Here is a 21,316-nt window from a genome sequence, read left to right as displayed (position 1 = left end):
GTTTTTTTGTGATTTTTCATAATAATGCACTTGACTTTATAATTATGCATACATATAATTGAATATACAAATCGAAATTAACGATTGGGGTTGAGGAAATGGTGACGTATAAAAAGACGAATATGGAAATAGCGAATGGTTTAAAAGGAAAAGATCTATTATCCCTTCTTGATTATACAAGCGAAGAAGTCGCGTTTTTATTGGATTTTGCAAATGATATGAAACAGGAAATGTTAGCGGGACATATGCCACCATTGTTGGTAGGGAAGACATTAGGAATGATTTTCGAAAAGCATTCTACACGTACACGTATCTCATTTGAGGTAGGGATGATCCAACTCGGCGGTCATGCAATGTTTATGAATGCAAGAGACTTGCAAATCGGTCGTGGGGAATCGGTTTATGATACAGGTCATGTCTTCTCGGAGTATTTGGATGGTGTCATGATCCGCGCAAATTCACATGAAATGGTGAAGGAACTAGCAGAGCATACTTCAGTTCCAGTCATTAACGGTTTGACGGATATTTTTCACCCGTGCCAAGCTTTAGCGGACTTGCTGACGATACTGGAAGTGAAAGGGTCATTGGCAGGAAAGAAAATCGCTTATATCGGGGATGGCAATAATGTGGCGCATTCCTTGATCATTGCGGCGGCTCATATGGGTATGCACGCAGCGGTTGCAACGCCCGTAGGATTCGAATACGACGCAGACCTTCTTTTGAAAGCGCAAGAGATTGCGACAGCAAATGGCGGAAGTGTTGTCACTACGACGAATCCTGTTGAAGCTGTGAAAGATGCAGATGTCGTCTATACGGACGTCTGGACGAGTATGGGCCAAGAAGATGAAGCGGCTGCACGTCTTGAAGCGTTCAAGGATTTCCAGATCAATGATGAATTGGTTGCGTATGCGAAGAAAGACTATATGTTCCTGCACTGCCTTCCTGCGCACCGTGAGGAAGAAGTCGCGACTTCCGTTATCGATGGACCGAACTCCTACGTCTTCCAACAAGCAGGGAACCGTCTGCACGCACAAAAAGCAGTTCTTGCAACATTATTAGGATGAATCAATCAACAAGCTTAGGTTTTCATGCCTGAGCTTGTTTTTTATAATCAATTACGCCTCGGCGTAATTGCATCTAGATTTTGAATCGAGCTTGAGGCCCACACGATGTGGGTCATGCAAGCGTTGCGAATCGGACAGCGGAGGGTTCGATTTGCCTTAATTTCTGTGATCTTTGCAGAAATTAAGGCACTTTCTTTTTAGGACGTCGCGCATTTAGCTTGCCTTCATTGAACTCCTTTCAAAATCTGTGACATACGCCGGAGGCTTGGGCCTGCACGATGCAGGTCATGCAGGCGTTGCCACAGGACGTGGCGATCTTAGCCTGCGTTCTTCTACTATTCAGCAGGCGTTTGGATACCCGCTGAATAAAGATAAATAAATGGCGCAGGTGCTTGTTCCCCACGCCATTTCGAAATTATTCATCCAGCAGAAAACGCTTGTGCTAGTTCGCCTGCCATTTTTGATTTCTCCTGTTCGCCGGAACTGTTCCAGAGCTTCTCGAAGAACACGCCAAGTCCTGGTAACAAGTGTTCTTCTCCACGTTTAATTGCATCTTCGACGACGTTACGGACATCTTCCGCTGAATTATTTCTCATGTTTGCCGTAATCGCATCTCTTATTTGGAAATCCATTTTATCAACCTCCCACAGTCATTTTGTACACAAATATCGCCAACTATACCGTCATTTGATACACTAAAAAGAAAAAGGCGGTAACGGTATAGATGAAACGCATTGAATCCCCACAAAACGCATTGGTGAAGCATTGGAAGAAGCTAGTGACAACGCGCAAAGAACGTGATAAATCGGAAGAATTTCTAGTGGAAGGATTTCACTTAGTCGAGGAAGCATTAAAGCATGAAGGAATCGTCCTGACATTGATGGTACGGGAAGGTATTGAATTGCCTGCCCATTGGTCCACGGAAAATGTACATATAGTGGAAATAAACAATGCGGTCGCTAAAGAAATTTCGGAAACAGAACATACACAAGGTGTATACGCGCATTGCCGTCAACCACAACATGCCGAAGAAGAGGTTGTGAGTTGGAAAAAACTGTTGCTCGTAGATGCTGTCCAAGATCCAGGCAATATAGGGACGATGATTCGGACAGCAGATGCAGCAGGGATGGATGCGGTCATCCTCGGAAAAGGTTCAGCGGATCCGTACAATCCGAAAACGGTTCGTTCGGCACAAGGGTCCCATTTCAATATCCCAGTCGTTAAGGGTGATTTATTCGAACGGGTATCGCAATTGAAAACAGCGGGTATTCGCGTGTTGGGGACCGGTCTGCAAAATGCAGTCAATCATTTTGAAGTCGAGCCGCAAGCTGAGTTTGCAGTCATTGTTGGAAATGAAGGCAGCGGAGTCGACCCTGGACTGTTAGAAATAGCTGATGAAACCGTTAAAATCCCGATGTATGGAAAAGCGGAATCGTTGAACGTTGCAGTGGCCACGGGTATTTTGCTCTATGCCTATTCAAAAAATTAACGTTACACTTTGTTGAAGAACAAAATGATTTCGGGTATACTAGCAATGAATGAAAAAATCAAAAGCATTGACCGGGAAAAGTAGACATCACACGAACCGAAAGGAAGTCCGCGCCTTGACTGGAAGCGCAGATGGGCAAGTGTCTGTTGAAGTTCACCCCGAGAGCTGCCGCTAGGACCAGTGAGAACTGTAAAGGTGAGCCGGCGCCGGACCGTTATTCCGAAATTGAGAGATCATGTTTATTGGCATGATAATCAGGGTGGTACCGCGAATTCGTCCTCGTCCCTTTTTTAGGGGCGGGGATTTTTTTAATTTGATTCAGTGGGTTTTAAAACCCACTGAATCAAATTAAAGCCTCCGGCGGATGCCACAGATTTTGAAAGGAATTAAGGCAGGCAGTCTAAGTTCGCGACGTCCTAAAAGGAAAGTGCCTTAATTTCTGCAAAGGTCGCAGAAATTAAGGCAAATCGAACCCTTCGCTGTTCGATTCGCAACGACTGCATGACCTACCTCCTGTAGGTCTCAAGCTCAATTCAAAATCTAGGCGCAAATACGCCAAGGCTCATTTGATTTAAGAAAAGGAGACTTAAAATGGAAGCACAATTGGAACAGCTGAAAATGGAGGCGCTTGAAAAAATTGAAGCCGCCTCAGATGTAAAAGCATTGAACGAAGTCCGTGTTGCCTACTTAGGGAAAAAAGGGCCGATTACGGATTTACTCAAAGGCATGGGGAAACTCCCTGCTGAAGAACGTCCGAAAATGGGGGCGCTCGTCAACGTCATCCGTGAAACGGTAACAGAAGTATTGGAAGAACGGATGGCGAAACTTGAAGAGCAGGCCATCAATGAGCAACTTGCAAAAGAAGCGATTGACGTAACATTGCCAGGACGACCTGCGCGTACAGGCAATCATCACCCGCTGACTCGCGTTGTCGAAGAAATCGAAGACTTCTTCATCAGTATGGGTTATGAAATTGCAGAGGGTCCTGAAGTTGAAAAAGATTATTACAATTTTGAAGCATTGAATTTGCCGAAAGGTCACCCAGCTCGTGATATGCAAGATTCGTTCTACATATCAGAAGAGGTACTTCTCCGTACGCACACATCACCTGTTCAAGCGCGGACAATGGAAGCGAAAGGCGGCGCACCGATCAAAATCATCTGCCCAGGGAAAGTGTATCGTCGTGATAGCGATGATGCGACGCATTCGCATCAGTTTACACAAATCGAAGGGCTTGTCATTGGTGAAGATATCCGGATGAGCGATCTGAAGGGGACCCTTTCTGCGTTCGCGAAGAAAATGTTTGGTGAGGAACGCGAAATCCGTTTACGTCCAAGCTTCTTCCCATTTACGGAGCCGTCTGTTGAAATGGATATTTCATGCTTCAAATGTGGTGGGTCGGGCTGTAATGTTTGTAAAAAGACCGGCTGGATCGAAATTTTGGGTGCGGGGATGGTTCATCCGAACGTGCTGAAAATGGCTGGCTATGACCCTGCTGCTGTATCAGGTTTCGCTTTCGGTATGGGGCCTGAACGGATCGCAATGTTGAAATATGGTGTGGAAGATATCCGTCATTTCTATACGAATGATGTGCGGTTCATATCACAATTCCACCGGACGGAAGCTTAAGGGGAGGACATAACATGTTAGTATCTACAAAATGGTTAAGTGATTATGTAAATATCGAAGGGATCGCCCCGGAAGATCTAGCGGAAAGGATTACACGTTCCGGAATTGAAGTTGATTCCATCATCGATCGTTCCCACGGCATGACAAATGTCGTTGTCGGCTATGTAAAGGAATGTGTGAAGCATCCGGAAGCGGATAAGTTACGCATTTGCCAAGTGGACGTTGGGGAAGAAGTTACACAAATTATTTGTGGTGCCCCGAACGTTGCAGAAGGGCAAAAAGTAATTGTGGCACGTCCAGGTGCAGTGCTGCCAGGCAATTTTAAAATTAAAAAAGCAAAACTGCGCGGTGAAGAGTCGAACGGTATGATCTGTTCCCTCCAAGAGCTGGCTATCGAAGGAAAGCTTGTTCCGAAAGCTTATGCGGAAGGAATTTATGTATTGCCTGAAACGGCGGTTCCCGGGGAAAATGCATTGCCATTGCTTGGATTGGATGATCAAGTACTGGAATTTGATTTGACGCCAAACCGTTCTGATGCGCTCAGTATACTAGGCGTTGCATATGAAGTAGGTGCAATTTTATCCCAAGGTATCGAACTTCCGAAAATTTCATATACAGAATCTGCTGAAAAAGCGGAAGATGTGCTGAAGTTACGTGTCGATGCAATCGAAGAAAATCCAATGTATGTGGCGAAAGTCGTGAAAAACGTCAAAATCGCCGAATCACCATTATGGCTTCAAAATCGTCTGATGGCGGCAGGAGTACGTCCTCACAATAACGTTGTCGATATTACGAACTACGTCTTGATGGAGTACGGTCAACCACTTCATGCATTTGACTACGATCGCCTTGAAACAGGGGAAATTGCTGTCCGTCTCGCTGAAGAAGGCGAAAAGATCACGACGTTAGATGAGACGGAACGAACATTGAAGTCGCATAATCTAGTCATCACAAATGGGCACGAACCTGTCGCTGTTGCGGGTGTCATGGGTGGTTTGAACTCTGAAGTGCATGATGGAACCACGACGGTTGTCATTGAATCGGCTTATTTTGCGCCGGCATCTGTTCGCCAAACTTCGAAAGAAATCGGATTGCGCAGTGATGCGAGTACACGTTTCGAAAAAGGCGTCGATCCGAACCGCGTCATTGCGGCTGCAGAACGTGCTGCACAATTGATGGCCGAGATTGCAGGTGGAGAGGTGTTGGCTGGCTCTGTCATCGTTGACGAACTTGATAAGACACCTGCACGCATCACCGTTTCTCCGGATTATATCAACAATCGTCTTGGCATGAAAATTTCGCTAGAAGAAATGCTATCCATCTTGGATCGATTGCAGATCCCGACGGAAGCGGTAAACGGCAAACTAGTTATCGACGCGCCGACTCGTAGACAAGATCTTCGCATAGAAGAAGATATTATCGAGGAAATTGCTCGCATGTACGGCTACGATCATATTCCGATGACACTGCCGATTGCGGAGTCGAAGCCAGGAGGTTTGACTTCGTATCAAGCGAAGCGTCGTACAGTGAGAGCTTTCCTCGAAGGGGCAGGCTTGTATCAAGCGTTGACGTATTCATTGACTTCGAAGGAACATGCACAACAGTATGCGCTTGAAACAGCGCCTGTTACAGAATTGCTCATGCCGATGAGTGAAGACCGGAGTACACTGCGGCAAAGTATCATTCCACATCTTCTAGAAACGGCGACGTACAACGTTGCACGTCGTATCGATTCAGTTGCCCTTTATGAAACAGGATCGGTATTCCTTGGAGAAGAAGAGGACGGATTGCCGCAGGAAGTGGAACATGTAGCAGCTGTCATCACCGGAAAATGGGTCGATCATGCTTGGCAAGCCGAAACAAAACCGGTTGATTTCTTTGTGCTGAAAGGGATCGTCGAAGGTATTATGGACAGTCTTGGCCTTAGCGAAGGTTTGTCGTTCGAGCAAGCTGTTATTAACGGCATGCATCCTGGCCGCACAGCGAATATACTGTATAACGGTGAACAGATCGGCTTGATTGGCCAAATCCATCCGACTGAACAGAAAAAACGTGATTTGAAAAATACGTACGTGATGGAAATGAATCTTCAAAAAATCCTATCCATCGAAACGGATGAATTGGTATACGTTCCAGTTCCGCGTTTCCCATCGATTTCAAGGGATATCGCCCTCGTTGTTGATAGCGGAACATCTGCGGGAACACTTGAAACAGTCATCCGCAGTGCAGGCGGGAAATTATTGAAAGACGTAAAACTCTTTGACTTGTATGAAGGGGCTAACGTGGAGGAAGGTAAGAAATCAGTGGCGTTCTCCTTGACCTATACAGATCCGGAACGCACATTGACAGACGAAGAAGTCGTCAAAGCGCATGACAAAGTATTGAAAGCTTTAACCGAACAAGCAGGGGCTCTGCTTCGAGGATAAATGATTAAAAGCCGCTCACGGTGCCGTGAGCGGCTTTTTTTGTGGTAGTTTAATCCTGAATCGCTGGTAAATCACGAACAAACACCGATATCCGACTGAGGAGCGCTGATAAACATGCTAAGAACGCCGATAAATAATCAGCAAGCGCCGATAACCCCCAAGCTAACCCGACAACGCTATTACCTTTTTTTCTTAACGGCGATATTTTTCGCTTTCCCCGCATTCGCAAAATGCCATTTGGTCATCGATTTCAATTGTTCTTCCCCATCTTTTAATAAAATCCTTGCGGCTACTTCATCGACTTTGGGTCCTGCACCTTTCGGGAGCGTCATGCCTACCACAGTACTCAACCGGTCCATCTCTTCCAAAAACGCAACACGTGCAATGATGGAGGCTGCTGCAACTGAAACATGTAACCCTTCCGCCTTCGTTGAAAATAATACGTTTTCCCGAATGATTTCGGATTGCGATTTAATATGATTATAATAAATGCCTCTCTCCGCGAATTGGTCAATTAAAATATAGGCGGGCTTTTCATCACCCATTTTCCGAAGCACATGCTTAAGCGCCTGATTATGAAGCAATGCTTTAATTTTCCCTTGGGACCAACCGCGGCCCTGTACTTCGTTGTATTTCTCGTTTTTCAAAGTGAGCACGCTATGAATCAGAGTTGCTTGCAAATCTGGGGCGATCTTTCGCATCACGTCATCCGTTAATAGCTTGGAATCCATCACACCTAGCTCACGAACGAGCGCCACTTGATCGGCCCTTACGTAGCACGCGGCAACGGTCACTGGTCCAAAGAAGTCGCCGGTGCCGGTTTCGTCTGATCCGACGACAGAGAGTTCTGCCAACCGATCTGGCAATCGATCCCCTTTCGATGTCGGTTTGACGGATGTCGATTTAATTTCCGCTTTGCCCCAACGTGCCGCTTCTCGATCGGCTCCCGCGCCTTGGAACAACACTTTACCAGATTTGTAAGCAGTGATCGCCGTATCCGGTAATTTTGCCGCAAAAACGACACCAGGTGCATTGCGGACCACTTTGGATGATGCATAGTGATTCATCACTTTTTGTAAAACTTGTGCATCTACTTCAATGACATGATTGCTCAATTATGAACTTCCTTTCCTTCAAGGGATGATAGGGTCAATCTTATTCAATATTGGGTCCATGACAACTAAATCACTTTCATGGTATGATGGGTACTAGAGTTTTTTAGGCGTAATTGATTGTAGGAGGTCAGGTCTTTGATTGAAGAAGAAAAGACGCGCATAGCGGTTGACATATACGGTCAGACATATAAGATGGTCGGTACCGAAACTAGCAGTCATATGCGGCTGGTCGCCTCGATGGTCGATGATAGAATGCGCGAAATTAGTGCGCGTAACCCTTCTCTCGACAGTGCAAAAATCGCTGTGCTCACCGCTGTAAATACTGTACATGATTATCTTAAATTAAAAGAGCAACTTGAACAAATGGAAGAAGAATTGAAAAAGTTGAAGGGTTGACGGTCTGACATGCTAGATTTACTTATTATTTTCCTCCTTTTAGGGGGACTTATTACAGGATTCAAGCGCGGATTTATCGTGCAACTCATACATATGACAGGTTTCATTATCGCACTGATCGTCGCTTATCTGTATTATAAACAATTGGCAGAGAAATTTGTTCTTTGGGTTCCTTATCCGGGTGTCACTGCAGGTTCCAAATTGACTATGACCGTTGAACAGCTTGATTTGGATCAGACGTTTTATCGTTTGCTTGCATTTGTCCTCATTTTTCTTGTGGTCAAATTCGGTTTGCAAATTGTGGCTTCTATGTTCGATTTCTTGCAATACGTGCCGGTCCTAGGTTTTGTCGCCCGTCTTGTTGGGGCGCTATTCGGATTTTTGGAATTTTATATTTTCATATTCCTTGTCCTTTACTTGTTAGCCATGTTACCGATGGATTTCATTCAAAACATGTTAAGTAGTTCTTTGTTTGCCAAGACGATGTTTGAGCATACACCGGTGCTTTCGGAGATGGTGCGGAACTGGTGGTACATCTATACAAAATGATGGCTTCCCCCTTCGTGGAGGGAAGCTTTTTTCAAGAGAGCCTCTATGCTAAGCGCTTTCCACTTTACAATTTGGAGGGATTTTAAAGGTGAATAAAAAAACGATTATCCGTACATTTGAAAAAATCGCTTTATATATGGAATTGCTAGGGGAAAATCATTTCAAGGTGGCTGCATTCAGAAAAGCGGCCAATGTCCTTGAACTTGATCCGCGGAGTTTAGCGGAAATGGATGATATTTTAACATTGAAGGGGATTGGGAAAGGGACAGGTGCAGTCATTACCGATTTGTTGGAAAACGGCGAGTCTGATCTGCTGAAGGAATTGGAACAAACAGTTCCGAAAGGGCTTATTCCTCTTTTGAAAATCCCTGGGCTTGGCGGCAAACGGATTGCCAAATTGCGCGAGGCGATCGGCATCGATTCGGTTGAATCGCTACGGGAGGCGTGTATCGCTGAAAAAGTGAGCAAAGTGCCTGGCTTTGGCAAAAAGACGGAGCAGAATATACTGGCAGAAATCGAGCTGTTAGGTTCGCGGCAAGGAAAGTTCGCGATCTGGCAAGTGGAAAAAGTCGTTTCTTTGATAGAGACTGAGCTGCAAGCAATTCCTGAAATTACACGTTTTTCAGTGGCGGGCAGTTACCGTAGAGCCGAAGAGGAAAGTAGCGATGTCGATTTTATCGTCGTCACGGAGGAGCCGGGAACTGTACGAGAAAAATTGCTTGCCGCCTTACCGCTTGCTGCAACGATTGCAGCCGGTGATGCTAAACTTTCCGTCACGCTCGATTTGGAGGATCAAATGGACGCGGATTTCCGTTTTGTAACAGATGAGCAATTTGCGTCCGCTATCCATCACTTTACAGGATCGAAGGATCACAATATACGCATGCGCCAACTAGCAAAATCAAAAGGGTTGAAAATCAGTGAATACGGGGTGGAGGATGAAAACGGACAAATCACGACGTTCGATTCGGAAGAACAGTTTTTTGCTCATTTTGATTTACCATTCATCCCGCCAGCCGTCCGGGGTACCGGCCGTGAAATCGATCGGATCGAAGAATTGGATGATCTGATTGAATTGCAAGATATTCGTTCAGACTTTCATATGCATACGACGTGGTCGGATGGCGGGTACTCGATTCGTGAAATGGTGGAAGCCTGTCGGGCAAAAGGCTATACCCATATGGTGATCACAGATCATACGCAATATTTGAAAGTGGCGAATGGTCTAACGCCGGATCGGGTGCGCGAGCAAATAGCAGAAATCCGTTCATTGAACGAAGAATATAAGGACATTGAAATTTTTTGTGGGACAGAAATGGACATTCTTCCCGATGCGACGCTCGACTTTGACGATGAATTGTTAAGTGAACTCGATTTTGTCATCGCATCCATCCACTCGAATTTCAATCAAACGCAGGAGCAAATTATGGACAGGCTTCATACAGCTATGAAAAATCCACATGTCGATATGATTGCCCATCCGACAGGCCGAATCATCGGACAGCGGGATGGCTATGATCCGGATGTGCCACAGTTGATCCAATGGGCAAAAGAATATGGCAAACTATTGGAGTTGAACGCAAACCCTTATAGACTTGACCTTGCGACGGAGCATTTGATCATGGCGCAGGAAGCGGGTGTGAGGATTGCAATCAATACAGATGCCCATGCCATTGATCAATTAAAGTATATGGAAATCGGTGTGAAATACGCCCAAAAAGCATGGTTGAAAAAAGAGACGGTCGTCAATGCATGGCCGCTTGAACGATTCATCCGTGACATTATACGGAAGTGAAAGGAAGTGTAAGACATTGGAAAGTCGTGTCTTAAAAACACTTGAGTTTGATAAAATCCGGGAGATTGTAGCAGGTTATTGCACATCATCTGCCGGACGGACAATGATTGAAAAATTAGTGCCTGTCAGTGATTTCGAAGAAGTTGTCCGGTTATTGGAAGAAATGGATGAAGGCTTAGCCATTTTACGGATCCGAGGCAATGTGCCGATGGGGGGAATCAGTGACGTAAGACCTCACGCCAAACGTGCGCAAATGGGTGGGATGCTCAGCGCATTTGAATTGATGGAAATTGCCAATACGATTCGAGCGAGCCGCATCCTGCGTCAATTCATCGAAGCGATTGAGACAGATGAGGAGATCGAAATTCCTCATTTCACTGCGAAAAAAGAGGCAATTCCGGTTTTGACGGGCTTGGAACATGAAATCAATGCATGCATTGACGACAATGGTCATGTCGTCGATAGTGCTTCGGGTGCCCTCCGTTCAATCCGACAAAGCCTTCGGATGCAAGAAGGGCGTGTGCGTGAAAAACTGGAAAGTTATACACGTGGCAAAAATGCGGCAAAAATGTTGTCCGATTCCATTGTGACCATTCGAAACGATCGTTACGTGATTCCAGTGAAGGCAGAATATCGTTCCCATTATGGCGGTGTTATCCACGATATGTCTTCTTCTGGCCAGACGCTATTCATTGAACCGGATGCAGTCGTCCAAGCGAACAATGAAATTAGACGGCTTAAAATGCAAGAACAGGAAGAAATTGAAAAAATCCTTCTCGAGCTTTCAGCGAAGGTACAGGAAATTGCGCATGAGTTGTTTGTCCTCGTTGCTGTTCTATCCGAAATCGACATCATTCTAGCGAAGGCAAAATTCGGGAAGGCCCAAAAATGTACGAAGCCGGAAGTGAATGATCAAGGCTATATTCGTCTTACAAAAGCGAGGCATCCACTGCTCCCGATTGACGAAGCGGTTGCCAATACGATTGAATTCGGTAAGGATATTACAACAATTGTCATTACGGGACCGAACACAGGTGGAAAGACGGTGACGTTGAAAACGGTCGGGCTTTGTACATTGATGGCGCAGGCGGGGCTACCGATCCCGGCACTTGATGGCTCAGAAGTTGCTGTTTTCGAATCGGTGTATGCGGATATTGGCGACGAACAGTCCATTGAGCAAAGCTTGAGTACATTTTCGTCCCATATGGTCAATATTGTTGACATTTTGCAGAAATACGATGACCGTTCCTTGTTGATTTTCGACGAACTTGGATCGGGTACGGATCCGCAGGAAGGGGCGGCACTTGCGATCTCGATTCTCGATGAAGTGCATGGACGTGGTGCTCGAGTGATGGCGACAACACATTATCCGGAATTGAAAGCTTATGGCTATAATCGTCCGGGCGTCGCGAATGCAAGTGTTGAATTCAATATTGATACACTGAGTCCGACTTATCGATTATTGATTGGCGTACCGGGTCGCAGTAATGCATTTGAAATTTCCAAGCGGCTTGGTCTTCAAGAGCGAATCATCGATCGGGCAAAAGGCTTTACCGGAACGGATCGTGGCGAAGTGGACTCCATGATTGCTTCCCTGGAGACAAGCCGCGTACAATCGGAAAAAGACGCGGAAGAAACGCATGAAATCCTATTGGAAACAGAACAGTTGAAACGTGAATTGGAAGCTAAAATAGCTGATTACGATGCGATGAAAGAGCAGTTGGAAACGAAAGCGAAAGACAAAGCGAAAAAAATTGTCGAAGATGCGAGGCGTGAAGCGGAAGCGGTTATTTCCGATTTGCGTGCGATGCGACTAAATGTTGGAGCCGATGTCAAAGAGCATGAATTGATTGAAGCGCGGAAACGGCTTGAAGGCGCCGCACCTACGGAAGCGAAGAAAAAAGTGGTAAAAGCAAAAGCGGCCCCAAGACCTTTGCAAGTCGGCGATGAAGTGAAAGTGCTCAGCTATGGTCAAAAAGGGACACTGATTGAAAAAGTGTCTGATCAGGAATGGGTTGTTCAAATCGGTATTTTGAAAATGAAGTTGGAACAATCCGGTTTAGAATATGTCAAACCTGAAAAAGAGAAGCAACCTGTCATCTCGGCATCTGTTAGAGGAAGAGATTCCTATGTTAAATTGGAGCTTGATCTAAGGGGAGAACGGTACGAAGACGCCATTCTTCGAACAGAAAAGTATCTGGATGACGCACTGTTATCGAATTATCATCAAGTTTCGATCATTCATGGGAAAGGGACAGGGGCTTTGCGAAAAGGAATCCAACAATATTTGAAAAATCATTCCCGTGTGAAGAGTTTCCGCTTCGGTGAAGCAGGGGAAGGTGGACATGGTGTCACCGTTGTCGAACTGAAATAAACAACAGTCAATAGCGATCAAATTGAGGATAACGCCAAAAAGAAACTCCTTTCTTCTAATTATCTTGAAATAATGATGTTTTTTTGAAACCTTTCTCAACTTCATCCGTATAGGAAGGATTGAGTGAACGTTAAAGGAGTATGAAAAAATGACGAAAACTGGTTTTTGGAGCCATCCATTGGTGGAAACGGCCGGATACTTCAGTGTGGTTGTCCTCTGTCTGATCGTGTCCATGGTGATTTTTGAACTTGTTACAAAATATAATAATTGGGAAGAGATCAGAAAAGGGAACCTTTCTGTCGCATTTGCAACGGGAGGTAAAATCTTTGGTGTCGCCAATATATTCCGCTATTCCATCGAGCAGCATAATTCACTGCCACAAATGATCGGATGGGGATTGTACGGATTTTTACTGCTTATTTTTGCGTATTTCTTATTTGAGTTTTTAACGCCGAAGTTTAATATTGATAAAGAAATCGAGTCAGATAATCGCTCTGTCGGTTTTATCTCGATGATCATTTCAGTAGGACTGTCATTTGTCATCGGTGCAAGTATTTCTTAGGAGACATGGACGAATGGAAAAACTATCAAAAATCTTAATCATAGTCTGTATCTTATTTATTGCAGTAGGAATTTATTGGATGACTACGAATACGCCTTGATCGATGCATATCGATCAAGGTTTTTTCATATGGTTTGCCAAAAGGAGATCTACGCAGTTCAACCGTGTATTTTTCACTTATTCTCTTAATGCAGTTTATTGTTTGAAAGCCTATTCGTTAGAGATTATAATAAACTATAGGAATATTCAAAGAACTGAAATCGAGATAGAAAGGGGCAATTGAATGTCTTTGAAGCCTTGGTTAGATTTGTATCCGCCAGAGATTGCCAAGACGTTACAGTATGAAAAAATTCCGATTCAGGAATATTTGACGAAGACTGCCTCGAGATTTCCTAACAAGATTGCTATACATTTTCTGGGGAAAGAGATTCCTTATAAAGAGTTTTATGAATCGGCGTTAAAGTTGGCAAATTATTTGCGATCGATCGGCATAAATAAGGGAGATCGGGTAGCGATCATGCTGCCGAATTGTCCGCAAAGCGCTATCGCCTATTTTGGGATATTGTATGCGGGAGGAATTGTTGTTCAAACAAATCCCCTTTATACGGAACGTGAGCTCGCCTATCAAATGGTGGATTCGGGCGCAAAAGCTATCATTTCGCTCGATATTTTATTTCCGCGAATTTCCAAAATCGTTAAAGAGACCGAACTGGAGAATATCATTATAGCGGGCTTAAAAGATTATTTACCATTTCCTAAAAACTTTATATACTCGTTTATTCAGAAAAAAGAACATGGTGTAACCGTCAAAGTGGAACATAGGGGGATGAATCACCTTTTTACTGAAATCATGAACAGTTCGAAGCCGCATCCAGTACACTATGCGTTCAACTATGATGAGGATATTGCGCTGCTCCAGTATACAGGCGGTACGACGGGCTCCCCAAAAGGAGTTATGTTGACACATAAAAATCTTATTTCAAATGTAAGAATGTGTGATGAGTGGTTATACAAATGCAAAGCGGGCGAGGAAACGATCATGGGCGTTTTACCTTTCTTCCATGTATATGGAATGACGACAGTCCTAGTGTTTTCTGTCATGCAAGGGAATAAGATGGTGTTAATCCCGAAATTCGATATGGAAACGACTTTGAAAGCAATCGATAAACAGAAGCCGACGCTATTTCCTGGAGCACCGACCATCTATATTGGTTTACTCAATCATCCCGACATTGCAAAATACGACCTGTCTTCCATAAAAGCTTGTTTGAGCGGATCAGCTCCATTGCCAGTTGAAATTCAAGAAAAATTCGAGAAAGTGACAGGAGGGAAGCTTGTTGAAGGCTATGGCCTGACGGAAACTTCTCCGGTGACACATGTTAATTTCCCTTGGGCGGAAGAACGTGTGAAAGGGTCAATCGGCGTTCCGTGGCCAGATACGGATTGTTGCATTCTCGGTCCGGAATCGTCCGATCCATTACCGAATGGCGAAATAGGGGAAATCGCAGTAAAAGGTCCACAAGTGATGAAAGGATATTGGAACAGGTCGGAAGAAACAGAGCAAGCATTCAGAGATGGCTGGTTCTTGACGGGAGATCTCGGTTATATGGATGATAAAGGTTATTTCTATATTGTGGATCGTAAAAAAGATGTGATTATTGCGGGCGGCTTTAATATTTATCCGCGAGAAATCGAAGAAGTCTTATATGAGCATAAAGCGATTCAGGAATGTGTTGTAGCAGGGGTTCCGGATTCTTATCGAGGTGAGACGGTTAAAGCGTTTATCGTCTTGAAAGACGGTGCTACTGTATCTGAGGAGGAACTCGACCAATACTGTCGCGACCGATTGGCTGCTTTTAAAGTTCCGCGCATTTATGAATTCCGAAAAGAATTGCCGAAAACCGCAATCGGAAAAATATTGCGGCGCACACTTGTGGAAGAGGAAAAACAGAATTTAGAACAAAATTTACTCACTTCCTAACATTCTATCAAAGCTTGACTTAACAGAAATGATAGATTAATATGAAAATATGAATGAATAACCATTCATATTTTCTTTTTTGGTGGTGATTACAAGTGAAACGGGATAAGCCGAAATATAAGCAAATTGTGGATGCAGCGATTATTGTCATTGCGGAAAACGGTTATCATCAGGCGCAGGTTTCAAAGATTGCAAAAGAAGCAGGCGTTGCCGATGGGACGATTTATTTATATTTTAAAAATAAAGAAGACATCCTCATATCCGTATTCAAAGAGAAAATGGCAATTTTTATAGAAGATTTGGAAGAGATATTGAAAAGAAATATCTCAACTTCAGAGAAGCTCTTTAAAATGATCGATAATCATTTTCGCTTGCTCCACGAAGACCGTTATTACGCGATTGTCACCCAACTGGAACTGCGGCAAACGAATAAAGAATTACGGATGCAGATTAATGGCGTATTGAAAGAATACTTGACCCTTCTGGATAACATCTTGAAGGAGGGAATGGATAATGGGACGCTTGATGACAGCATTGACATTCGCCTCGCACGTCAGATGGTATTTGGAACAATGGATGAAACGCTCACTTCATGGGTGATGAAAGACCAAAAATATGATTTAATGAAATTATCAGTCGGTGTACATCGACTGATAATGAAAGCTTTACAAGCTTAAAAAGGATGGGATGAAATGGAGTTTCTATCTGTAACAACAGGGGATGGTGTAGCGGTTGCTACGATCAAGCGGCCGCCTGCGAATGCGCTTTCACGCGCACTCATAGTAGAAGTCGATGCACTTCTGGACCAGGTGGAAAACGATGACGCGGTCAGAGTGATCGTGTTGCATGGGGAGGGGAGATTCTTCTCGGCAGGGGCCGATATTAAAGAGTTTACTGAGATCGAGTCGGGAGCAGAATTTTCCAAATTGGCGAACAGCGGACAAGAGGTCTTTGAACGCCTTGAACGGTTCCCTAAACCGGTCATTGCCGCTATTCATGGAGCGGCGCTTGGTGGGGGCCTTGAGCTGGCAATGGCCTGTCATATCCGTAATGTGACTGCGAATGCAAAGTTGGGATTACCGGAATTGCAGCTAGGTCTTATTCCTGGGTTTGCAGGTACCCAACGCTTGCCTAGATATGTCGGTATGCCGAAAGCGGCAGAGATGCTTTTGACGAGTGAACCGATCAATGGGGAGGAAGCAGTCCGTTATGGGCTAGCGAATCGCTCCTATTCGGATGAAGAATTGCTACCGGCGACATTGGAGCTGGCGAGGAAAATCGCAAAGAAAAGTCCAATTGCGGTGAAAGCGACATTGGACATGCTCCAATATTCGAAGCCGTCTACTTATTACGAAGGCGTAAAAGCAGAACATGAAGCATTCGGTGTTGTATTTGATTCGGAAGATGCAAAAGAAGGAATCCAAGCGTTTATTGATAAACGTGACCCTTCATTTGTGGGGAAATAATAGAAAATTAGGGAGGTTCTCAATATGAACATTTATGTGTTAGTTAAACGTACATTTGATACAGAGGAAAAAATTACAGTTTCAAACGGTAAAATTGCCGAGGATGGAGCGGAGTTCATCATCAACCCGTATGATGAATATGCCATTGAAGAAGCGATCCAAGTACGCGATGCACATGGCGGGGAAGTAACCGTTTTGACAATCGGTAACGAAGAGGCGGAAAAACAACTCCGCACTGCTTTGGCAATGGGTGCTGATAAAGCTGTATTGATTGATACGGAAGATGACCTTGACGAAATGGATGAGCATACAGTTGCAAAAATTTTAGCAGAATACTTGAAAGATAAAGAGGTTGACCTGATTTTGGCGGGTAATGTGGCAATCGATGGCGGCTCAGGCCAAGTCGGTCCTCGCGTAGCAGAACTGTTGGGTATCAATTATGTGACGACGATCACAAATCTTGAAATCGACGGTACATCCGTAAAAATCATCCGTGATGTTGAAGGTGATTCCGAAACAATTGAAACGTCTTTGCCATTGCTCGTAACGGCGCAACAAGGTTTAAATGAACCGCGTTATCCATCCCTTCCAGGCATTATGAAAGCGAAGAAAAAGCCGTTGGAAGAGCTCGAGTTGGATGATCTAGATTTGGATGAAGACGATGTGGAAGCGAAAACAAAAACAATCGAAGTGTATCTTCCGGCGCAAAAAGCGGCTGGTCGTGTCCTGGAAGGTGAAATCGCTAACCAAGTAAAAGAGCTTGTCAGTTTGCTTCACACAGAAGCGAAAGTCATCTAAAGGTATCAATATAGTTGGAATAATAGTCCTGACATATAGCGGAAATTGGACTGCTGTTTTTTGCTAGAAACGGGACTTCGATAAACGAAATCTGTATAGAGACGTAAATGAATCGAAATTGGAATCGGAGGGAATCGATATGTCTAAAAAAGTATTAGTACTTGGGGAAGCGAGAGAAGGTGCTTTGCGTAACGTTTCATTCGAAGCGATTGCAGCAGCGAAAACGATTGCCGGGGGCGGAGAAGTCGTCGGCGTATTATGTGGTGACGCAGTTCAGTCACTCGGGGAAGAATTGATTCATTATGGGGCAGACCGAGTCATTACGGTTGAACACCCACATTTGAAACAATATACATCGGATGGTTTCAGCCAAGCATTCATGGCTGTTTATGAGCAGGAAAAACCGGAGGCAATCGTTTTCGGACATACAGCTCTTGGAAAAGATTTGTCTCCAAAGATTGCGAGTAAACTGGATTCGGGTCTCATTTCCGATGTGACTGCAATTGAAGGGGAAGGCGATGACGCAGTATTCATTCGTCCGATTTATTCGGGGAAAGCGTTTGAGAAGGTGGAAAATAAAGAAGGATTGTTGTTCATCACAGTACGTCCGAACAATATTGCACCGCTTTCACAAGACGCAGGTCGCACAGGGGATGTATCGTCCGTTTCTGTTGATATTACAAACTTGCGTACAATCATTTCTGAAGTGGTCCGTAAATCGACGGAAGGCGTGGATCTGTCAGAAGCGAAAGTTGTTGTCGCTGGCGGTCGTGGGGTGAAAAGTGCAGAAGGATTTGAACCGCTTCAGGAGTTAGCGAATCTATTAGGCGGGGCAGTCGGTGCCTCCCGCGGAGCGTGTGATGCGGATTACTGCGATTATTCATTGCAAATCGGACAGACGGGTAAAGTCGTCACACCGGATCTGTATATTGCTGTCGGGATTTCTGGAGCGATTCAGCATATGGCAGGGATGTCCAACTCAAAAGTGATCGTGGCGATCAATAAAGATCCCGAAGCGAATATTTTTAAAGTGGCCGATTATGGAATCGTTGGTGACTTGTTCGAAGTCCTTCCACTATTGATTGATGAAGTGAAAGAATTGAAAAAAGCAAAGGTGAACTGACTTAGAACGGTGCCAGTAGCTGGCACCGTTTAAAAATGCTATAAGCATATATTTAGCTCGCGTAAAGGGTGCGTGCTATACTACGTACATAGTGAACAAAGGAGGAAATTTTAACATGGCTATTATCAATGCGACAGATCAAACATTTGAAGAGAATACTAAAGAAGGACTTGTCCTAGTGGACTTTTGGGCACCTTGGTGCGGACCTTGTAAAATGATTGCTCCTGTATTAGAAGAGCTTAGCGGAGATATCGAAGGCAAAGCGAATATTGTCAAAGTGGATGTTGACGATAACCAAGAAACTGCAGGTAAATACGGCATCATGTCCATACCGACACTTCTTCTATTCAAAGACGGCGAAGTTGTTGACAAAGTGGTCGGTTTCAAGCCGAAAGAAGCACTTGCTGAATTGATCGAAAAACACGCATAATCAATCACGCCTCGGCGTGATTGTGTCCAGATTTTGAATCGAGCTTGAGGCCTACAGGATGTAGGTCATGCAGTCGTTGCGAATCGAACAGCAAAGGGTTCGATTTGCCGTATTTCTGCGATCTTTGCAGAAATTAAGGCACTTTTCTTTTAGGACGTCGCGAACTTAGACTGCCTTCTTGACTCCTTTCAAAATCTGTGACATCCGCCGGAGGATTTATCTTCATTCGGCGGGGGCTTCTGCCGAATGAAGATACACAGTGATTAGATAAAAGCCAGGTCCCCTCATCGGTACCTGGTTTTTTGAGTAGGTGAGAATGATGAATGAACTGATTGAACAAAAATTGGCCATTTTACCGGAAATGCCTGGCTGTTACCTGATGAAGGATCGACAAGGGACGATCATTTATGTTGGAAAAGCGAAAGTGCTGAAAAATCGTGTGCGCAGTTATTTTACAGGTACGCATGATGCAAAGACACAACGGCTTGTCAGTGAGATCATGGATTTCGAGTATATCGTCACGTCTTCAAATATTGAAGCGCTTGTGCTCGAATTGAACCTGATCAAACAGCATGATCCCAAGTACAATATTATGCTTAAAGATGATAAGAGCTATCCTTATCTCAAGTTGACCGCAGAACGGCACCCTAAACTGATCATTACGAGGCAAGTGAAAAAAGATAAAGGGAAGTATTTTGGTCCTTATCCGCATGCGCATGCCGCAAGTGAAACGAAGAAGCTGCTCGATCGTTTATATCCTTATCGAAAATGCCATACATTGCCTGATCGTGTCTGTCTCTACTATCATCTCGGCCAATGTCTTGCACCGTGTGTCAATGAAGTGCAGGAAGATACGTACAAATCGATGGTAGAAGATATCAGCCGATTTTTGAATGGCGGCTACAAACAAATGAAAAAAGAGCTGACTGAAAAAATGAAGTCGGCGGCGGAAAATCTCGAATTTGAACGCGCAAAAGAATATCGGGACCAGATTGCGAATATCGAAGCGGTCATGGAAAAACAGACCATTACGATGAATGACTTTACAGATCGCGATATTTTCGGTTATGCAGTCGATCGGGGCTGGATGTGTGTGCAAGTGTTTTTCGTTCGACAAGGGAAGTTGATTGAACGAGATGTCTCACTCTTTCCGGTCTATCAGGAACCTGAGGAAGAATTATTAACATTTATCGGCCAGTTTTATGGGAAATCCGAACATCTCTTACCGAAGGAGATTTTGTTGCCGCAAGGCATAGACCGTGAAATAATACGTCAGCTCCTGCAAGTGAATGTACTGATTCCTCAAAGAGGTAAAAAGAAAGATTTGGTCAATCTTGCGATTAAAAATGCGCAGATGTCGCTGAAGGAGAAATTCCAACTCATTGAACGTCAGGAAAGTAGAACGATCGGAGCGTGCGAAGAGCTTGGTGAAGCGATGAATATTACCATCCCGTTGCATATTGAAGCATTCGATAATTCCCACACGTATGGGGCGGATCCGGTATCTGCGATGGTTTCCTTCGTCGATGGTAAACCGAACCGGAAAGACTATCGGAAATTCAAGACGAAAACGGCAGCGGCGCATGATGACTATGGTGCGATGCGGGAAGTTGTCCGCAGAAGATATACCCGCGTGTTGAAAGAGGAGTTGCCCTTGCCTGACTTGATTGTCATCGACGGGGGGAAAGGGCAGATGGAAGTTGCACGTGAAATTATCGAGGACGAACTTGGCTTATCCATCCCGATAGCAGGATTGGCGAAAGACGATAAACACCAAACAGCCGAACTGCTTTACGGTGATCCGCCAGAACTTATTCCGTTGAAAAGAACAAGTGAGGCATTTTATTTGTTGCAGCGTATTCAAGACGAAGTGCATCGTTTTGCGATTACATTTCACCGTCAACGACGTGAAACGAATTCGCTTGCCTCGACGCTAGATGGACTACCAGGCGTTGGTCCGAAACGAAAAAATATGTTATTAAAACATTTCGGTTCTGTCAAAAAAATTCGGGAGGCCTCCGCATTAGAATTGCAAAAAGCAGGGTTGCCAATGACCGTTGCGGAAAAAGTGGAGACCTATTTTCAAAATGAAACATTGCGAGAAAATAAATAGTATGAT

General features: G+C 44.5%; 18 protein-coding genes. 16 read left to right on the top strand and 2 right to left on the bottom strand.

From position 1 onward, the window contains the following. Positions 1 to 98: 98 nt before the first annotated feature. Positions 99 to 1,064: an ornithine carbamoyltransferase gene (gene argF / locus ACFPRA_RS15615; protein ID WP_381436620.1), complete on the top strand. Its 966-nt coding sequence runs from the start codon at positions 99 to 101 to the stop codon at positions 1,062 to 1,064. 419 nt (positions 1,065 to 1,483) lie between these two features. Here argF and sspI read toward each other — a convergent pair whose 3' ends face one another. Next, entirely contained in the window at positions 1,484 to 1,696 is a 213-nt protein-coding gene (sspI, locus tag ACFPRA_RS15610) for a small acid-soluble spore protein SspI (protein ID WP_381436618.1), read from the bottom strand. A 92-nt stretch (positions 1,697 to 1,788) separates the two neighbouring features. Here sspI and ACFPRA_RS15605 point away from each other — a divergent pair, with 92 nt between their 5' ends. From ACFPRA_RS15605 to pheT, 3 genes are all read left to right on the top strand, one after another. Then, a complete protein-coding gene (locus tag ACFPRA_RS15605; protein ID WP_381436615.1) occupies positions 1,789 to 2,553 on the top strand; it encodes a TrmH family RNA methyltransferase in 765 nt (254 codons plus the stop codon). A gap of 591 nt (positions 2,554 to 3,144) precedes the next feature. Beyond that, positions 3,145 to 4,182, top strand: coding sequence for a phenylalanine--tRNA ligase subunit alpha (gene pheS, locus ACFPRA_RS15600; RefSeq protein WP_381436612.1), 1,038 nt, complete (start codon positions 3,145 to 3,147; stop codon positions 4,180 to 4,182). A gap of 14 nt (positions 4,183 to 4,196) precedes the next feature. Then, a complete protein-coding gene (pheT, locus tag ACFPRA_RS15595) occupies positions 4,197 to 6,608 on the top strand; it encodes a phenylalanine--tRNA ligase subunit beta (protein ID WP_381436610.1) in 2,412 nt (803 codons plus the stop codon). Between the two features lie 179 nt (positions 6,609 to 6,787). Here the strand turns inward: pheT and rnhC are convergent, their stop codons facing one another. After that, a complete protein-coding gene (rnhC, locus tag ACFPRA_RS15590) occupies positions 6,788 to 7,723 on the bottom strand; it encodes a ribonuclease HIII (protein ID WP_381436607.1) in 936 nt (311 codons plus the stop codon). 135 nt (positions 7,724 to 7,858) lie between these two features. Here rnhC and zapA point away from each other — a divergent pair, with 135 nt between their 5' ends. The 12 genes from zapA to uvrC all read left to right on the top strand — a co-directional run bounded on the left by zapA (position 7,859) and on the right by uvrC (position 21,310). Continuing rightward, on the top strand, positions 7,859 to 8,119 hold the full coding sequence (gene zapA / locus ACFPRA_RS15585; RefSeq protein ID WP_381436605.1) for a cell division protein ZapA: 261 nt from the start codon (positions 7,859 to 7,861) through the stop codon (positions 8,117 to 8,119). 9 nt (positions 8,120 to 8,128) lie between these two features. Then, positions 8,129 to 8,668, top strand: a complete 540-nt coding sequence (locus ACFPRA_RS15580; RefSeq protein WP_381436602.1) for a CvpA family protein — start codon at positions 8,129 to 8,131, stop codon at positions 8,666 to 8,668. A gap of 88 nt (positions 8,669 to 8,756) precedes the next feature. Next, a complete protein-coding gene (polX, locus tag ACFPRA_RS15575; protein WP_381436599.1) occupies positions 8,757 to 10,463 on the top strand; it encodes a DNA polymerase/3'-5' exonuclease PolX in 1,707 nt (568 codons plus the stop codon). A 16-nt stretch (positions 10,464 to 10,479) separates the two neighbouring features. Next, complete coding sequence (locus ACFPRA_RS15570; RefSeq protein WP_381436596.1) at positions 10,480 to 12,837, top strand: endonuclease MutS2; 2,358 nt, start codon at positions 10,480 to 10,482, stop codon at positions 12,835 to 12,837. 148 nt (positions 12,838 to 12,985) lie between these two features. Then, on the top strand, positions 12,986 to 13,399 hold the full coding sequence (locus tag ACFPRA_RS15565; RefSeq protein ID WP_381436593.1) for a DUF350 domain-containing protein: 414 nt from the start codon (positions 12,986 to 12,988) through the stop codon (positions 13,397 to 13,399). Positions 13,400 to 13,682: 283 nt separating this feature from the next. After that, positions 13,683 to 15,380: a long-chain-fatty-acid--CoA ligase gene (locus ACFPRA_RS15560; RefSeq protein WP_381436591.1), complete on the top strand. Its 1,698-nt coding sequence runs from the start codon at positions 13,683 to 13,685 to the stop codon at positions 15,378 to 15,380. A 95-nt stretch (positions 15,381 to 15,475) separates the two neighbouring features. Continuing rightward, entirely contained in the window at positions 15,476 to 16,057 is a 582-nt protein-coding gene (locus ACFPRA_RS15555) for a TetR/AcrR family transcriptional regulator (RefSeq protein ID WP_381436588.1), read from the top strand. 15 nt (positions 16,058 to 16,072) lie between these two features. Then, complete coding sequence (locus tag ACFPRA_RS15550; RefSeq protein WP_381436586.1) at positions 16,073 to 16,846, top strand: enoyl-CoA hydratase; 774 nt, start codon at positions 16,073 to 16,075, stop codon at positions 16,844 to 16,846. A gap of 24 nt (positions 16,847 to 16,870) precedes the next feature. Beyond that, the gene (locus tag ACFPRA_RS15545) at positions 16,871 to 17,644 is read left to right on the top strand and encodes an electron transfer flavoprotein subunit beta/FixA family protein (RefSeq protein ID WP_381436583.1); all 774 of its coding nucleotides are present in this window, start codon (positions 16,871 to 16,873) and stop codon (positions 17,642 to 17,644) included. 139 nt (positions 17,645 to 17,783) lie between these two features. After that, the gene (locus ACFPRA_RS15540) at positions 17,784 to 18,767 is read left to right on the top strand and encodes an electron transfer flavoprotein subunit alpha/FixB family protein (protein ID WP_381436581.1); all 984 of its coding nucleotides are present in this window, start codon (positions 17,784 to 17,786) and stop codon (positions 18,765 to 18,767) included. Positions 18,768 to 18,882: 115 nt separating this feature from the next. Next, complete coding sequence (gene trxA / locus ACFPRA_RS15535; RefSeq protein WP_239390306.1) at positions 18,883 to 19,197, top strand: thioredoxin; 315 nt, start codon at positions 18,883 to 18,885, stop codon at positions 19,195 to 19,197. Between the two features lie 319 nt (positions 19,198 to 19,516). Then, on the top strand, positions 19,517 to 21,310 hold the full coding sequence (gene uvrC, locus ACFPRA_RS15530) for an excinuclease ABC subunit UvrC (protein ID WP_381436577.1): 1,794 nt from the start codon (positions 19,517 to 19,519) through the stop codon (positions 21,308 to 21,310). Positions 21,311 to 21,316: the final 6 nt, after the last annotated feature.

The organism is Sporosarcina soli (assembly GCF_042655805.1).
GTDB classification, from domain to species: domain Bacteria; phylum Bacillota; class Bacilli; order Bacillales_A; family Planococcaceae; genus Sporosarcina; species Sporosarcina soli.
Note: the sequence above shows the minus strand (reverse complement) of the source record. Positions and strands in the feature narration are given on the sequence as shown.

Bases quoted from the DNA above. Each gene is read 5' to 3' on its own strand.
- argF (WP_381436620.1), top strand. From the start codon at position 99: ATGGTGACGTATAAAAAGACGAATATGGAAATAGCGAATGGTTTAAAA.
- sspI (WP_381436618.1), bottom strand. From the start codon at position 1,696: ATGGATTTCCAAATAAGAGATGCGATTACGGCAAACATGAGAAATAAT.
- ACFPRA_RS15605 (WP_381436615.1), top strand. From the start codon at position 1,789: ATGAAACGCATTGAATCCCCACAAAACGCATTGGTGAAGCATTGGAAG.
- pheS (WP_381436612.1), top strand. From the start codon at position 3,145: ATGGAAGCACAATTGGAACAGCTGAAAATGGAGGCGCTTGAAAAAATT.
- pheT (WP_381436610.1), top strand. From the start codon at position 4,197: ATGTTAGTATCTACAAAATGGTTAAGTGATTATGTAAATATCGAAGGG.
- ACFPRA_RS15580 (WP_381436602.1), top strand. From the start codon at position 8,129: ATGCTAGATTTACTTATTATTTTCCTCCTTTTAGGGGGACTTATTACA.
- ACFPRA_RS15565 (WP_381436593.1), top strand. From the start codon at position 12,986: ATGACGAAAACTGGTTTTTGGAGCCATCCATTGGTGGAAACGGCCGGA.
- ACFPRA_RS15560 (WP_381436591.1), top strand. From the start codon at position 13,683: ATGTCTTTGAAGCCTTGGTTAGATTTGTATCCGCCAGAGATTGCCAAG.
- ACFPRA_RS15550 (WP_381436586.1), top strand. From the start codon at position 16,073: ATGGAGTTTCTATCTGTAACAACAGGGGATGGTGTAGCGGTTGCTACG.
- ACFPRA_RS15545 (WP_381436583.1), top strand. From the start codon at position 16,871: ATGAACATTTATGTGTTAGTTAAACGTACATTTGATACAGAGGAAAAA.
- ACFPRA_RS15540 (WP_381436581.1), top strand. From the start codon at position 17,784: ATGTCTAAAAAAGTATTAGTACTTGGGGAAGCGAGAGAAGGTGCTTTG.
- trxA (WP_239390306.1), top strand. From the start codon at position 18,883: ATGGCTATTATCAATGCGACAGATCAAACATTTGAAGAGAATACTAAA.
- uvrC (WP_381436577.1), top strand. From the start codon at position 19,517: ATGAATGAACTGATTGAACAAAAATTGGCCATTTTACCGGAAATGCCT.